This is a genomic window from Streptomyces fulvorobeus (genome assembly GCF_013167895.1).
Lineage (GTDB): Bacteria > Actinomycetota > Actinomycetes > Streptomycetales > Streptomycetaceae > Streptomyces > Streptomyces fulvorobeus.
In genome coordinates, this window is record NZ_BLWC01000001.1 from 2,217,363 (window position 1) to 2,231,646 (window position 14,284).

13 protein-coding genes and 1 tRNA gene are annotated in these 14,284 nt (G+C 73.5%); 10 read left to right on the forward strand and 4 right to left on the reverse strand.

The genetic code is table 11. From position 1 onward, the window contains the following. The first annotated feature begins 2 nt into the window (after positions 1 to 2). Both Sfulv_RS10065 and Sfulv_RS10070 read left to right on the forward strand, forming a co-directional pair. A complete protein-coding gene (locus Sfulv_RS10065) occupies positions 3 to 917 on the forward strand; it encodes a carbohydrate ABC transporter permease (protein ID WP_173313374.1) in 915 nt (304 codons plus the stop codon). A 57-nt stretch (positions 918 to 974) separates the two neighbouring features. Further along, positions 975 to 2,384, forward strand: a complete 1,410-nt coding sequence (locus tag Sfulv_RS10070; protein ID WP_173313375.1) for a GH1 family beta-glucosidase — start codon at positions 975 to 977, stop codon at positions 2,382 to 2,384. A 79-nt stretch (positions 2,385 to 2,463) separates the two neighbouring features. Here the strand turns inward: Sfulv_RS10070 and Sfulv_RS10075 are convergent, their stop codons facing one another. Together Sfulv_RS10075 and Sfulv_RS10080 are read right to left on the reverse strand one after the other, a co-directional pair. Then, positions 2,464 to 3,354 (reverse strand): spermidine synthase, encoded by an 891-nt coding sequence (locus Sfulv_RS10075; protein WP_256668859.1) that lies wholly within the window; start codon positions 3,352 to 3,354, stop codon positions 2,464 to 2,466. Positions 3,355 to 3,437: 83 nt separating this feature from the next. Continuing rightward, positions 3,438 to 3,893: a hypothetical protein gene (locus Sfulv_RS10080; protein ID WP_173313377.1), complete on the reverse strand. Its 456-nt coding sequence runs from the start codon at positions 3,891 to 3,893 to the stop codon at positions 3,438 to 3,440. 239 nt (positions 3,894 to 4,132) lie between these two features. Between Sfulv_RS10080 and Sfulv_RS10085 the strand changes: the two genes are divergently transcribed. Next, a complete protein-coding gene (locus Sfulv_RS10085) occupies positions 4,133 to 5,551 on the forward strand; it encodes an NsdA family TPR-like regulatory protein (protein WP_173313378.1) in 1,419 nt (472 codons plus the stop codon). 61 nt (positions 5,552 to 5,612) lie between these two features. On the opposite strand, the gene Sfulv_RS10090 is transcribed toward Sfulv_RS10085, so the two are convergent. Further along, positions 5,613 to 6,209 (reverse strand): histidine phosphatase family protein, encoded by a 597-nt coding sequence (locus tag Sfulv_RS10090; RefSeq protein ID WP_173313379.1) that lies wholly within the window; start codon positions 6,207 to 6,209, stop codon positions 5,613 to 5,615. Between the two features lie 273 nt (positions 6,210 to 6,482). On the opposite strand from Sfulv_RS10090, the gene Sfulv_RS10095 reads away from it, so the two are divergent. From Sfulv_RS10095 to Sfulv_RS10125, 7 genes are all read left to right on the forward strand, one after another. Further along, positions 6,483 to 7,427: a phosphatase PAP2 family protein gene (locus Sfulv_RS10095; RefSeq protein ID WP_173313380.1), complete on the forward strand. Its 945-nt coding sequence runs from the start codon at positions 6,483 to 6,485 to the stop codon at positions 7,425 to 7,427. After that, entirely contained in the window at positions 7,336 to 8,499 is a 1,164-nt protein-coding gene (locus Sfulv_RS10100; RefSeq protein WP_173313381.1) for a hypothetical protein, read from the forward strand. The genes Sfulv_RS10095 and Sfulv_RS10100 overlap by 92 nt, the downstream gene beginning before the upstream one ends. Continuing rightward, positions 8,490 to 10,097, forward strand: coding sequence for a hypothetical protein (locus tag Sfulv_RS10105; protein WP_173313382.1), 1,608 nt, complete (start codon positions 8,490 to 8,492; stop codon positions 10,095 to 10,097). Before Sfulv_RS10100 ends, Sfulv_RS10105 begins: the two co-directional genes overlap by 10 nt. Then, positions 10,094 to 11,437 (forward strand): AAA domain-containing protein, encoded by a 1,344-nt coding sequence (locus Sfulv_RS10110; protein ID WP_173313383.1) that lies wholly within the window; start codon positions 10,094 to 10,096, stop codon positions 11,435 to 11,437. The genes Sfulv_RS10105 and Sfulv_RS10110 overlap by 4 nt, the downstream gene beginning before the upstream one ends. A gap of 129 nt (positions 11,438 to 11,566) precedes the next feature. Further along, on the forward strand, positions 11,567 to 11,908 hold the full coding sequence (locus tag Sfulv_RS10115) for a DUF8844 domain-containing protein (RefSeq protein ID WP_173313384.1): 342 nt from the start codon (positions 11,567 to 11,569) through the stop codon (positions 11,906 to 11,908). A gap of 136 nt (positions 11,909 to 12,044) precedes the next feature. After that, positions 12,045 to 12,734 carry a hypothetical protein gene (locus tag Sfulv_RS10120; RefSeq protein ID WP_173313385.1) on the forward strand — a complete coding sequence of 230 codons (690 nt, stop codon included), beginning with the start codon at positions 12,045 to 12,047 and terminating at the stop codon, positions 12,732 to 12,734. Continuing rightward, a tRNA-Lys gene (locus Sfulv_RS10125) sits at positions 12,725 to 12,798 on the forward strand. The genes Sfulv_RS10120 and Sfulv_RS10125 overlap by 10 nt, the downstream gene beginning before the upstream one ends. An 84-nt stretch (positions 12,799 to 12,882) precedes the next feature. On the opposite strand, the gene Sfulv_RS10130 is transcribed toward Sfulv_RS10125, so the two are convergent. Then, the gene (locus Sfulv_RS10130) at positions 12,883 to 14,124 is read right to left on the reverse strand and encodes a M6 family metalloprotease domain-containing protein (RefSeq protein ID WP_173313386.1); all 1,242 of its coding nucleotides are present in this window, start codon (positions 14,122 to 14,124) and stop codon (positions 12,883 to 12,885) included. Between the last annotated feature and the right edge of the window lie 160 nt (positions 14,125 to 14,284).

A 14,284-nucleotide genomic window follows, 5' to 3' on the forward strand; every position in this document is an offset into this window, starting at 1 on the left:
CGATGACAACCCTGACTCCGGCCGACCGGGTGCCGACGAGGGCGCCGGAGCCGTCGGGCAAGCGGAAGGGGCGGCGGGGCAAGGTCCGCGCCGGCAAGCACCTGCACGGCGGCAAGTTCACCTATGCGGTTCTGGTCTTCTTCACGGTGATCTCGCTCTTCCCCCTGGTGTGGACGGCGATCGCGGCGTCCCGCGACAACCACCGGCTGGCGCAGAATCCGCCGCCGTTCTGGTTCGGCGGCAATCTCTTCAAGAACCTGGAGATCGCCTGGACCGACGCCAACATGGGGGCGGCGCTGCTGAACACGGCGATCGTGGCAGGCTCCATCACCGTCGGCACCGTCCTGTTCTCCACGCTGGCGGGTTTCGCCTTCGCCAAGCTCCGTTTCCGCTTCAAGAACATCCTGCTGCTGCTGGTCATCGGGACGATGATGGTGCCGCCGCAGCTCAGCGTGGTACCGCTGTACATGATGGTCGCCAAGCTCCAGTGGACCGATCAGCTCCAGGCGGTCATCCTCCCGACGCTGGTGAGCGCCTTCGGGGTGTTCTTCATGCGGCAGTACCTGATCGGGGCGCTGCCCACCGAACTGATCGAGGCGGCCCGGGTCGACGGGGCCAGCAGTCTGCGCATCGTGTGGCACGTGGTCTTCCCGGCCGCGCGGCCGGCGATGGCGGTGCTCGGGATGCTCACGTTCGTCATGGCCTGGAACGACTTCTTCTGGCCGATCATCGCGCTGACCCAGAACGGCAGTCCCACCGTGCAGGTGGCGCTCACCGGGCTCGGCCGGGGGTACATCCCGGACCAGTCGGTGATCATGGCGGGCGCGCTGCTCGGCACGCTGCCCCTGCTCGCTGTCTTCGTGCTCTTCGGCAAGCAGATCGTCGGCGGCATCATGCAGGGCGCAGTCAAGGGCTGACCCCCCCGGGCGCCCTTCTCCTCTCCAGGACTCTCAGGACACTCACGGAGGCTTTCCATGTCCGCACACTTTCCACCCGGTTTCCTCTGGGGCACCGCGACCTCCGCCCATCAGATCGAGGGCGCGGTACGGGAGGACGGCCGTACCCCCTCCATCTGGGACACCTTCAGCCACACTCCGGGCAAGACGGAGGGCGGCGACCACGCCGACATCGCCACCGACCACTACCACCGCCGCACCGAGGACGTGCGGCTGATCGCGGACCTCGGGGTCAACGCGTACCGCTTCTCCGTCTCCTGGTCCCGGGTGCAGCCCACGGGGCGCGGTCCCGGGGTCCAGCGCGGTCTGGACTTCTACCGCCTGCTGGCCGACGAGCTCCTGGAGCGGGGCGTGCAGCCGATGCTCACGCTCTACCACTGGGACCTCCCGCAGGAGTTGGAGGACGCGGGCGGGTGGACCTCGCGGGAGACCTCCCTGCGGTTCGCCGAGTACGCGGGGATCGTCGCGGAGGCGCTGGGTGACCGGGTGGAGCTGTGGACCACGCTCAACGAGCCCTGGTGCAGCGCCTTCCTGGGTTACGGCTCCGGGGTGCACGCCCCGGGCCGTACGGAGCCGGTGGCCGCCCTGCGCGCCGCCCACCACCTGAACCTGGCGCACGGTCTGGGCACGCAGGCCCTGCGTGCGGCGCTGCCCCCGCGCGCACAGGTCTCCCTGTGCCTCAACCCGAGCGCGGTGCGGCCGCGGACGCGGTCCCCGCGGGACCTGGACGCGGCGCGCAGGATCGACGCGCTGGCCAACCGGGTCTTCTCGGACCCGGTACTCAAGGGCTCCTACCCGCAGGACCTGTTCGAGGACACGGCGCGGCTGACGGACTGGGCGTTCGTGGAGCCGGGTGACCTGGCGGCGATCAACCAGCCGCTGGACTCGCTGGGCATCAACTACTACACGCCCGCGGTCGTCTCCGACGGCAGTGACGACGAGGGGCCGCGGCGCGACGGACACGGTGCGAGCGACCACTCGCCGTGGCCGGGCTCGGAGCACGTGGCCTTCCACCAGCCGCCCGGTGAGCAGACCGAGATGGGCTGGTCGATCGACCCGACGGGCCTGCACGACCTGCTGATGAGGTACACCTCGGAGGCGCCCGGCATACCTCTGATGATCACGGAGAACGGCGCGGCCTACCCCGACAAGCCGGGGGACGACGGTGTGGTGGAGGACATGGACCGTATCCGTTATCTGCACGGGCACCTGTCGGCGGTCCACCGGGCGATCGCGGACGGGGCCGATGTGCGCGGCTACTTCCTCTGGTCGCTGATGGACAACTTCGAATGGGCGTACGGCTACGGCAAGCGCTTCGGCATCGTCCACGTCGACTACCCCACGCAGACGCGTACGCCCAAGGCCAGCGCCCACTGGTACGGCGAGCTGGCGAGGACGGGAGTTCTTCCGGAGGTACCTGCGGTCTGAGGACCTCACGGTCCCAGGACGCCACGAACTGGGGTACGGCGGAACGAGGGTGCCGCCGTACCCCTCCCGCTGACACCCTCTAGCCGAACGCGGAGGGCGGCGGCGCCGGGGACGGCCTGGCGCCCTCGTCCGTGACGGCGGCGGCGCCTCCGGTGAAGTCCGCGAGCGCCCGGCCGTGCTCGACACGTCCGGGGTGCGGGTCGCCCGCCACACGGCGGGTGAGCTCGGCGACGGCGAGCGGAAGGTCCGATGCGAGCAGGACGGCGTTGCCGAAACGCCTGCCGCGCCACACGGTCGGGTCGGCGGCGAGCGCCAGCTCGGGGAAGAGGGCGGCGGCGGTGGCGATCTGGCCCCGGAGATGGGCCAGCGGCGGCCCGTCGGCGAGGTTGGCGACGTACTGCCCGCCGGGCCTGAGGACCCGGCGGACCTCGGCGAGGAACTCGGCCGAGGTGAGGTGCGCGGGGGTACGGGCTCCGCTGAAGACGTCCGCGATGACGAGATCGGCCCAGCCGTCCTGCATTCTGCCGAGGCCGGCACGGGCGTCCGTGGAGCGCACCCGTATCCGGGCCTGCGGGTCCAGCGGCAGCTCCCGGCGCACCAGTTGGACGAGTGCGGCGTCGACCTCGACGATCTGCTGGGTGGAGCGGGGGCGGGTCGCGGCGACGTAGCGGGCGAGGGTGAAGGCCCCGCCGCCCAGGTGCACCACCTGGAGGGGCTGCTGAGCGGGCGCGGCCAGATCGATCATGTGGCCGATCCTGCGCTGGTACTCGAAGGACAGGTACGTGGGGTCGTCCAGGTCCACGTGCGACTGCGGGGCCTCGTCCAGCAGCAGCGTCCAGCCGCGCGGCCGTTCCCGGTCGGGTACGAGCTCGGCGCGACCGCCGTCCACCTCCGCGACGAGGGGTTCCCGCTTGCGGTCGGACCGCTTCCGGGCGCTCGCGCCTCCTGCCGGCGCTCCTCGACGTGCCACGCTCGTTCGCCCTTGTCTCATGGGTCCGGGGCCGGCACCTCACCGGCGGCGCCGGGTGTTCCGGCCGTCCGGCCATTATGGGCTCACCGGCAGTTGTCGGCCGCCTCGATCATCCTGGCCGCCTGGCCCAGGGCCCTCCTGAGCACGGCCGGGTCGGTGACCGGCGCGTCGGCGGCGGGCGGCAGCAGCCAGCCGCTGCCGGAGACGGAGGGCTCGGCGGGGATGCGGAAGCCGCGGCCGTTGGTCCGGGTACAGGCGCTTCCCGGTACGTCCCAGGCGTCGGCGGTGCCCGGGGGCACCAGGAAGCCGAGGGTGTGGCACGCGCCGTCGTGGAGGACCGGGCCCACGGCCTGCTGGCCGGCGCCCCGGCGCAGGATGTCGACGGCCTCCAGGCCCTGGCGGGCCGGGACCGTGACGAGGTCGCACGCTCCACCGGCGGGTGCGGCCTGGGTGCGCAGGGGTGCGGGTGCGGCGGGTGGTGCGGTCATGGGGTGCGCCGCGGTCGTCCGTGAGCCGGTCTCCGTGCCGATGTGCAGCAAGGGAACCCCTCCTCTCATCGCCGAACGGAGCCAGACTCCGTCTCCACATGGACCAACGCCTGCGCGGCGTCAAGGGCTACGGCACCACGCCGCCGCAAAGGGTGGCAGTTCATGGCGGATCAGGGGCGATAGGTCCTTTTTATTTGCAAACGCTCCGTGTGTGTCTCGTCACAGCAGGTACGTTCTTGCTCCGCCGGGACAACAGATCCAACGTCCGGCCGCACCGGAGAGGGCCCGCCATGGTGTCGACACGGCCAGTTCCCAACCTCGCCTTCCGCCGGCTGCGCGGACAGCGCTCCGCGGGGGAGTTCGCGGCGGCGGTCCGCCGGGCCGCGCGGGAGATCGGCGAACAGGTCGCCTGCGACGCCCGGTACATCGGGCGCGTGGAGTCCGGTGAGATCCGCTGTCCCAACTACGCGTACGAACGGGTCTTCCGCCATATGTTCCCGGGCGCCGCACTGGCGGACCTGGGCTTCTCGGCCCGCGAGACCGTGCGCGGCCGGGGGTCGCGCACCTCGGGCCCGGACCTCCCCGCGCCTTCCCCCGCTCCACCGCCCCCCACACCCCACAGCGACACCGACGAGGAGAGCGACGTGCTGCGTCGCATGTTCATGACCAGCGGGACCGCCACGGTGGCGGCCGCCTCCCTGGGGCTCGGCGGCGCGTCCACCGCCGCGGGCCTCGCCGGCCCGCCCGCACAGCGGCGGGTGGGTGAGGCCGAAGTGCGCGCCGTCGAGAAGGCGGTGCGCCAGATCCGGCTGCTGGACGACCGGCACGGGGGCGACGGCCTCTACCGGCGGGCCTCGCAACCGCTGCGGGCGGCGTACGCCCTGCTCGACGCGGGGACGGCCACGCGCCGTGCCACGGCGGACCGGCTGCACGCCGGCGCCGGCGAGCTCGCCATCTCGGTGGGCTGGCTGGCACACGACTCGGGCCGCTTCGAGGACGCCCGTTCCCACTACGCGGAGGCGCTGGCGACGGCGCGGGTCGCGGGCGACGCGGCGCTGGAGGCCCACGCCTTCTGCAACGCGTCGTTCCTGGCCAGGGATACGGGGCGGGCCCGCGAGGCGGTGGGGGCGGCGGAGGCCGGGCAGCGGGCCGCCCGGCCGCTCGGCTCACCCCGCCTGCTGGCGCTGCTGGCCCTGCGGGAGGCGGGGGGCCGGGCGGGGCTCGGTGACCGGACCGGGTGCGACCGGGCGATCGGGCGGGCGTACGCGGCGTTCGAACAGGGGGCGTCGGCGGCGGACCCCGAGTGGATGACCTTCTTCCGCGAGGCGGAGCTGGAGATGCTCCAGGCCCAGTGCTGGTCAGCCCTGGGCGACTGGCCGCGTGCCGCGCGGCACGCGCGGCGGGCGACGCTGCTCCAGGACCCGCACTTCACCCGGAACCTGGCGCTGTACCGGGCGCAGCTGACAGGGGACCTGGCCCGGGCCGGAATCCCGGACGAGGCGGCGCAGGCGGGGCACGGGGTGCTGGACCTGCTGGACCGGGTCCAGTCCTCCCGCATCCGGGCGATACTGGCGGGCGCGGTGGGGGTGCTGCGGGCGCGGAGCGCGTCGCCGGCGGTACGGGATCTCGTGGACCGGTACGGGCAGGGGGAAGGGGGCAGGGCGGCCCCGGGGGCGACGGTTCCGTCCCCGATCGCCGGACGGGCTTGAGCGGGCGCCTGGCACCCCAGAACCCGTTCCGGGCTCAAGGGGGCGGCGCCCGGGCGGGCGGCTACCGGTCCAGGTGGCCGGTGTCGTTCCAACGTTCCATCGCCGGCAGGCCGTACGCCCAGCCCAGTACCGAGAGCGACGTCGGGTCCAGCCGGATGCGGGCGCCGAACGACACGTCCTCGCCGAGCCACCGCGCCCCCAGCGCCCGCAGGATGTGGCCGTGGGCGAAGACCAGGACGTCGCGGTCGGCCGACCGCGCCCACTCCACGACCTCGTCCGCGCGGGCGGACAGCTCCGCCGTCGTCTCGCCGTCCGGCACCCCGTCCCGCCAGATCAGCCAGTCCGGCCTGCGCTCCCGGATCTGGGCCGGCGTCAGACCCTCGTACGCCCCGTAGTCCCACTCCATCAGCGCGTCCCACGGCTCGGCACGCTCCCCGAAGCCGGCTATCGCGCACGTCTCGGACGCGCGTACGAGGGGGCTGGTCCTGACCTCGACCCCCGGCAGCCCCGCCCACGGTTCCCGGTGCAGACGCTCACCGAGCAGCTTGGCGCCCTCACGGCCGGTGTCCAGCAGCGGAATGTCCGTCCTGCCGGTGTGATTGCCCCGCACGGACCACTGGGTCTGGCCGTGCCGGGCGAGCAGGATGCGCGGTGCCATGGAAGCTCTCCCTGGAACTGGGATCTCATGATCGGTCGGGTTCCGGACGGCGGTGTCCGATACGTCGGCGACGGGCGGCGACCGGCCCGGGGCCCGTCGAGGGCCCGGCCGATTCCCCCCGCTCCATCATCTCCCACGTGCCCGGGAGGCAACCTCCGGGGCCATGGCGGCGTCCCTCACCAGGGGTCCCGGGGCCCCCGGGAATCACGGCCGGCGAACACCGTACGGTTGAATGCCCTACGACGGCAGCATGAACATGGGAGAGCCGACCGGATGCAGCACGCCACCGCCGCGCCAGCACCCGGCCACCGCCCCCGCTGGTGGACGGAGCTGCCTCTCATCGCGGCGGTGTACGCGCTGTACTCCGCGGGAAGGCTGCTGGTCCGCGGCGACGTGTCGAGCGCCGTCGACCACGGGCTCGCCATTCTCCGCCTGGAGCAGTCGCTCCACCTCAACGCGGAACACCCCCTGAACCGCCTGCTGACCTCCCACCCGGCGCTCGGCATACCCGCCGACTTCATGTACGCGTCGCTGCACTACCTCGTCACCCCGGCCGTCCTCATATGGATGTTCCGGCGCCGCAGGGACGCCTACCGGGTGGCCCGCACCTGGCTGATGACCTCCACTCTCGTCGGCCTGATCGGCTTCACGCTGATGCCGACCTGCCCGCCCCGGCTGCTCGACGCGCGGCACGGCTTCGTCGACACCATGGCCCAGTACAGCTCGTACGGCTGGTGGGGCACCGAGGCGAGCGCCCCGCGCGGGCTCGGCGGGATGACCAACCAGTACGCGGCGATGCCCAGCCTGCACGTCGGCTGGTCCGTGTGGTGCGGCGTCCTGCTGTGGCGGCACGGCCGCCATCCGCTGATACGCGCCCTCGGCGTCGCCTACCCCCTGCTGACCACGCTCGTGGTCATGGGGACCGCGAACCACTACTTCCTCGACGCCGTCGCGGGCGTCGCCGTGATGGCCGCCGGAGCCGTTCTCGCCAGGCCGGTGATCCGCCTCGCGGACCGGCTGAAGGGCCGGCTGAAGGGCCGCTTCCTGGCCGGCTCCGCCCCCGAGCGCACGGCCGTGGACACCGGTGAGACCCCGGATGTCAGTGCCGGATGCGAGACTTCCGCGGGTGAGCGAATCCCCGGCCAGCGGACCTCCTCCGCAGACTCCACCGACACCGGCGCCCCGGCCGGCGAAGACGCTGCCGCAGCGGCTCGCTGAGCTGCGCGGCCCGTCCGTCGCCCCGCACCCGCTCGACGCACGCGCGCTGGCCGCCCTCGCCGCCAACCCCGGCTGCGGACGCCGCGCCCTGCTGGACGCCGCGGGGGTGGACAAGGCCGCGCTCGCCACGGCGCTCGGCTCCCCCGCCGCCTTCGGCCAGTCGCAGTTCGCCTTCATGCGGGGCAACGCCTTCGAGGCGAAGGTGAAGGCCGACGGCGGCACGGAGCTGCTGCGCCTGCTGTACGAGCGGCTCGGCGGCCCCGGCGAGGCACCGCACGAGGTGCGGGTGCCGGATCTGGCGGCGGCCGGGCCCGAGGGCCGCGCGGCCAGGACGGCGCTGGCGCTGCGGGAGGCGACGGCGGCGCAGGGCTGGACCCTGCTCGACCATCCGCTGCTCGCCCTTGAGGTGGCGGGCTCGCCCGCCTACCTGGAGCCGGACGCCGTGGTGGTGCACCCCGAGGGCACCTGGACGGTCGTCGAGATCAAGTCGTTCCCCATGATCGACGGTTCGGCCGACGCGGCGAAGGTCGGCGCCGCGGCCCGGCAGTCCGCCGTCTACGTCCTGGCCCTGGAGCGGATCGCCGCGATGACCGAGGGCGCCGAGGTCGGGCACCGGGTGCTGCTGGTGTGCCCGAAGGACTTCTCCAACCTGCCGACCGCCTCGGTCGTCGACGTCCGCAAGCAGCGGGCCGTCACCCGCCGCCAGCTGACGAGGCTGACCCGTATCGAGGACATCGCCGCGACCCTGCCCGAGGACGCCACGTTCGATCCGGGCTGCTCGCCCCAGGAGCTCCACCGGGCAGTCGACGCGGTCGGCGCCGCGTACGCGCCGGAGTGCCTGGCGGCGTGCGAGCTCGCCTTCCACTGCCGCGAGAGGTCCCGGGCCCGCGGGGCGGTGGAGGCGCTGGGCCGCAGCGTCAGGGGTGAGCTCGGCGGGCTCACCACGGTCGGCGCGGTGCTGGCCGCCGCCGCGGGCAAGGAGGGCGACCCCGCGGACCCGACGGTCGCCGCGCTGCGCCGTGCCGCGGCGCTGCGCGCGGAGGCACTGGAGGGCCGGGCGGTATGTCACTGATCACCACGCTGGCCCGGCTGGAGGCGGTGGAGAGCGGGCGGGCGCAACCCCTGACCACCGTCCGCCACCGCCATCTCACCGGCCGGCCGCTCGTCCTGGTGCCGCTCGCCACCGCCGGTGAGGCAGGCGCCCCACTGGGCGCGCTGGTGGGCACGGACCGGGAGGCGCCCCGGCTGCTGGCCGTGGCCCAGCCGCGCGACCGTGAGCTGCGGTTCGCGTTCCTCGCCGAGCTGGCCGAGGCGGTGCTGCCGCACATCGAGTCGTACGCCGGCGTGGTGGAGCCTGCCGAGCGCAGCCAGATCGATCCCGAGACCGGCAAGAAGACCAAGGTCGAGGTCGAACTCTGCACGGACGCGGCCCAGTTGATCGTGCCGAGCCGGGCAGGCATCGACTTCGTACGTCTCCTGGGGCGTTCGATGCGCTTCCGGCGGACCGCGGAGGACGACCCGGACACCCCGTATCCGGCGCCCGCCCGGGTCCCCCTGCTGGGCCGCTGGCTGACCCACTACGCGGAGCGGGCCCGGGTGCCCGGCTCGTCCCTGCTCCTCGCCACGACCGATCTGCTCAACCGGCACTGGGCGACCGGCCAGAGCAGTCTTGAGGACCAGCACCTCGGTGCGCTGCTGGCCTGGATCGCCCCCTCGGACGGCGGTTCGGGCGCCGAGGCCGCCCTGCGGGCGGAGCTGGAGCGCGACCGGGAGGGCCAGCTGCTCTGCCCGCCGGCCGGACCGGCCACGGACCCGGCGTTCGACAACCGGCTGCTGGCCCCCGCCATCGAGGCGTACGACCGGGCGCGTACGGCGCTCGCGGCGGCGGAGGACGGTCTCGCGGCCGATGCCCTCCTGGCCGAACTCGCCCGCGCCGAACGGCAGATCAGGTCCCTGCTGGCGAAGGTGGCGCTGCCCACCTGGGACGCCGTGTGGCGGGGGCTCGACCTGCTGGCCGGCCTGCCGGAGGGGGCCAGGGCCGAGGACCGCTGGACGCGCGACCGGTGGTCCTTCACGGCCCACCGGGACCGGGTGCTGGCCGGAGAGCCCCCGCAGCCCCGCCGGGACGACGCGGTGACGGCGGCGCAGAAGCTGGCGTCCCGGGAGGCGGCACAGGCCCAGCTCGACGCGCAGGAGGCGTTGGACGACCCGCTGGTCCTCGCGGGGCGCCGGCTGGCCGGTGAGGCGTTCGTCGGGGAGGTGACGGGGGTGGAGATGGCGTACAGCGAGTCCAAGCGCCCCTCTCCGCGCCCGCTGGTCACGGTCCGTACGGACGAGCACCCGCATCTCGGCGGGCGGACGAAGGTGTACCGCTCGCTGGACGGCAAGCCGCAGACCGCGGAGTTCGTGAGCGGGACGCCCGCCGAGGAGGGCGGGCTCCTGCTGGTGCTGCGGATCACCGACCGGATGGGGCGGAGCAAGGAGCCCGCGCCGGGCTCGGTCCCCGAGCCCGGCGACCGGACCGTGTGGACGCTGTTCGAGCACGATCCTCGCGGGGGCCCGAAACTGCCGGACCCGGAGGAGACCCCCTGGACCCACGGCGGGCCTCCCGGCGCCGCCGTCGAACGGGCCGAACGGCCCGACCCCGTGACCGCGGAGGACCTGCTGTGAGCTCGACGAGGGCCACGTTCGATCCGGGCGCCGAGGCGACACGGGCCACCGACGCGATCCTCCACGACACCTTGCGCGGCAGCTCGCGCGGCGTCGTGGTGGACTCGCCCCCGGGGGCCGGGAAGTCGACCCTGGTGGTGCGCGCCGCGCTGGAACTGGCCGCCGCGGGACGGCCCCTGATGGTGATCGCGCAGACCAACGCCCAGGTGGACGACCTGGTCGTCCGGCTGGCCGAGAAGGAGCCCGGCCTGCCGGTGGGCCGTCTGCACAGCAACGACTCCGACCCGTACGACACGGTCCTGGACGGCCTGGAGAACGTACGCAAGTCGGCGAAGGCCACAGACCTGGCCGGGCTCGACATCGTCATCTCGACGGCCGCCAAGTGGGCCCACGTGAAGAACGTGGAGCCGTGGGGACACGCGATCGTCGACGAGGCGTACCAGATGCGGTCGGACGCCCTGCTGGCGGTCGCGGGGCTCTTCGAGCGGGCCCTGTTCGTCGGTGACCCGGGCCAGCTGGACCCCTTCTCGATCGTCGGCGCCGACCAGTGGGCGGGGCTCTCCTACGATCCGTCGGCGAGCGCCGTCTCCACGCTCCTCGCCCACAACCCGGAGCTGCCGCAGCACCGGCTGCCGGTGTCCTGGCGGCTGCCGGCCTCGGCGGCGCCGCTCGTCTCGGACGCGTTCTACCCGTACACGCCGTTCCGCAGCGGTACGGCGCACGGGGAACGGCGCCTGGCGTTCGCCGTACCGTCGGACGGATCGGGCCCCGACCGGGTGCTGGACGAGGCGGCGGAGTCCGGCTGGGGCCTGCTGGAACTTCCGGCGCGGCACACGCCGCGTACCGATCCGGAGGCGGTCCGGGCGGTCGCCCGGACCGTGCGCCGGCTGCTGGACCGGGGCGGCGCGGCGACCAGCGAGCGTTCCCCGCACCCCGTTCCCGTGACTGCGGACCGGGTGGCGGTCGGCACGGCCCACCGCGACCAGGCCGCGGCGGTCCGGGCGGCGCTGGCCGAGCTGGGGGTCACGGGCGTGGCCGTGGACACGGCGAACCGGCTCCAGGGCCGTGAGTTCGACGTGACGGTGGTCCTGCACCCCCTGTCGGGCCGCCCGGACGCCACGGCCTTCCATCTGGAGACGGGCCGCCTGTGCGTGCTGGCCTCCCGCCACCGCCACGCCTGCGTGGTGGTGTGCCGGGAGGGGGTCGCGGAGCTGCTGGACGAGCACCCGTCGACGGAACCGGTGCAGCTGGGTGTCACGGTCAAGTTCCCGGACGGATGGGACGCGAATCACTCGGTGCTGGCCCATCTCGCGGAACACCGGGTGCGCTGGCGGCCTTGATCCTCGGGAAGACGGATAGACGGATGGACGCGGCGGCGCCCGGGGCCGCCGGGCACACGGCGGCGGCCCTCTTGCGCCGGGTCGGACAATGGAGGGTGGCCGCCCGGCCGCCCGAAGGAGGAGCACCCCATGGCACAACCCGAACGGAACGAGCGGCAGCGGATGCGTCCCGCGCCGCTGCTCTTCGAGCCGTCGGAGGCGGCAGCCGACCCCGAGCACTTCTTCGACCTCGACGCGATGGAGGACCCACAGGAGCTCCTCGCCCGTGCCACGGAGCTGACGCACGCCTTCCGCGCGGCGGCCGACCGGGCCGTCGAGTTCCAGGCGGTGGCCGCCGCGCAGCTCGCGGATCCGCGCCGCTTCGACCGGCTGACGGCAGCCGATGTCGCGGAGCGCGCGGAGTGGACGGAGGACTATGCCAAGAAGATGATCGAGTTCGGCAGGTCGCTGCTCAGGAACGCCGGCCCCTGACCCGGCCGGGGGATTCGCCGCGCACCGCCCCCGCCGCTGGCATATGCCCGCGCGCAAGATACTCCGCGGGCGCCGCCCTGTCCTCGTTTTCGGCAACTCTCTGATTCAGCGCCGTCACTCCTAGTAGACCTGCCGTATGAGCGCTTGGCTGAAAGACGAAACGACCCTCCCCGCCTCCGCGGCATCCTCCCCTCGCGACGTCGACATCTTCGCTCTGCTGCGGGACCAGCCCAGGCATCAGGCGACCCAGGTCACCGCGGCGGGGGCCTCCTGGCTCGCCGGGGCCTCGGGCTATCCGCGCAGCACGTTCTCCCAGTGGCAGGCACACCCTGATTCCCCGGGCGTCCTGCCCTGCGGGTCCGTCTTCGACGTGGTGAACGTGCCCGCGCTGTTCGGCCGGCGCGTGCTGGAGCAGCTCTGGACCGAGGGCCCCGGCTCCGGCCCGGTGGCCACGCACCGGGGCCGGATGCTCCTGTTCGCCGCGCCCGGTACGGCCCAGCGGCTGCCGTCCCTGCTGGGCTGGGAGGAGTGGGGCACCGGCGGCGCCGGACAGCCCGGGGCACACCGGGCCGCCGTACCGCCGCTGCTCTGCCACGGCACCGGTGACGCGGTGACCGTGCCGCCCCTGGCCGGCCGGTCCGAGGGCACGGGACCCCGCTGGGTGGTCGCCCCCGACACCCGCGACCCGTGGCTCCCCGGCCCCGACGTGCTGCTGTGGGCCTGCGTGCGGGTGGGCAGGTCACAGCCCTCCCCGGCCTCCGGGTATTCGATTTTTCCTCCCGCCGATCCGGGTGCTAATGTCTACGACGTCACCAGGCGCCGTTAGCTCAGTTGGTTAGAGCAGCTGACTCTTAATCAGCGGGTCCGGGGTTCGAGTCCCTGACGGCGCACAGACGGAAGAAGCCCCCGCGGAAGCGGGGGGCTTCTTCGTGTCCGGACGCTCCCCGCGTACGTGCTCGCTGCGTACGTGCTCTCTACGTACCCGTGGTGATCCGGACCGTCCAGGACCCGGACGGGGTCCGGTCCGCGACCTCGATCCTGGTGCGCTCGCCGGGCACGGTGTACGTCTCGCCCACGCCCAGCGGGGCGTCGGCGAGGGGCGGGTAGACGGACCGGTCCCAGCACGCCTCGGTGCCGGGGTGGGTGTCCAGGACCTCGACGGGACCGCCGCCGGACGGGGTCTCGTTGCGGATCCGGTAGATGAGTACGCCTTCGGTGCAGGTCGCCCGGTCGTTGCCGATGGCGCTGCGGGCCTCGACGGCCAGGGCGCTGCCCTCGCCCGTCCTGATGACCGCGAGCCGCGTGCCGGCCGATCCGCCGGGCAGGGGCGGGGCGGCGACGGGTTCCAGGGTGAGGCCGGCGCTGCCCTGCACGCATCGGACCTGGCGCGTGTCGAGCCAGCCGAGCTTCCACTTGTGCCAGCCGAACAGCTCGGGGGCGAGCCCGAACTGGCTGCCCATGACGTCCCAGTCCCCGACGTAGGTGTCCCAGTCGCCCTTGCCGTCCGTGGGCCGGTGGTAGAGGTCCGCCAGGTCGAAGACGTGCCCGGTCTCGTGAGCGAGGACGTTCCGGTCCGGCGGGTGCTGTTCGAAGACGGTGACGACGCGCCTGATGTCCGTGCCGTCTGCGCGCAGCGGCCGGTCGAAGTTGACGACCTTGGTGGCGTCGGAGTCGACGCCGGGCGCGTCCGGGTCGGCGACCAGGTAGACGATGTCGTACGCCGAGAAGTCGACCGCTCCGTCCGCGGCCTCGACGGCGTCGCGCAGGTAGGCGCTGCGCCGCCCCGCGTCCCAGTCCCGCTCTATGCCGTACCAGGTGGAGGCGCGGGGCATCTCGATCCACTGCCGCTGGGGGTGCGGGCGCAGGGTGAACCTCCCGTAGGAGGCGCGCTCGAAGAAGCGGGTGGTGGAGGGGAAGTAGTCGGCGGTGAGGGCGGCGGGTCCGACCGCGGGCTCGGAGTCGGGGAACGACAGGAAGACCAGGACGGCGTCGAGGGTCCGGGTGGGGCGGGGGTAGGCGCCGTTCCAGGTGTCGAGGCCGAGGGAGTGGTGGGCCTCGCTCCGGGGGAGGGCGCAGGGGCCCGCGTCACTGTCGGCGGCGACCGCGGGGCCCGCCACGAGGGACATCGCGGCGAGCGCCATGAGCGAGGTCAGAGCGGCGGCCACGCCACGTGGACTGGGTCTCTCCAGCCCCCCGGGTCTGCGCTGTCGCGGCACGTCTACCTCCGGGTGGGAAACACGGGACACCCCACCCACCCTGTGCCGGTCCGGAGCCGTACGTCCTGTTGGGCTGCCCCACTCGGGTCAGAGAGGCCGCACCTTGGGTGTCACAGAAAGTCACAATCAATCAATCCGGGGAAGTGGCAGAACAAGAGCA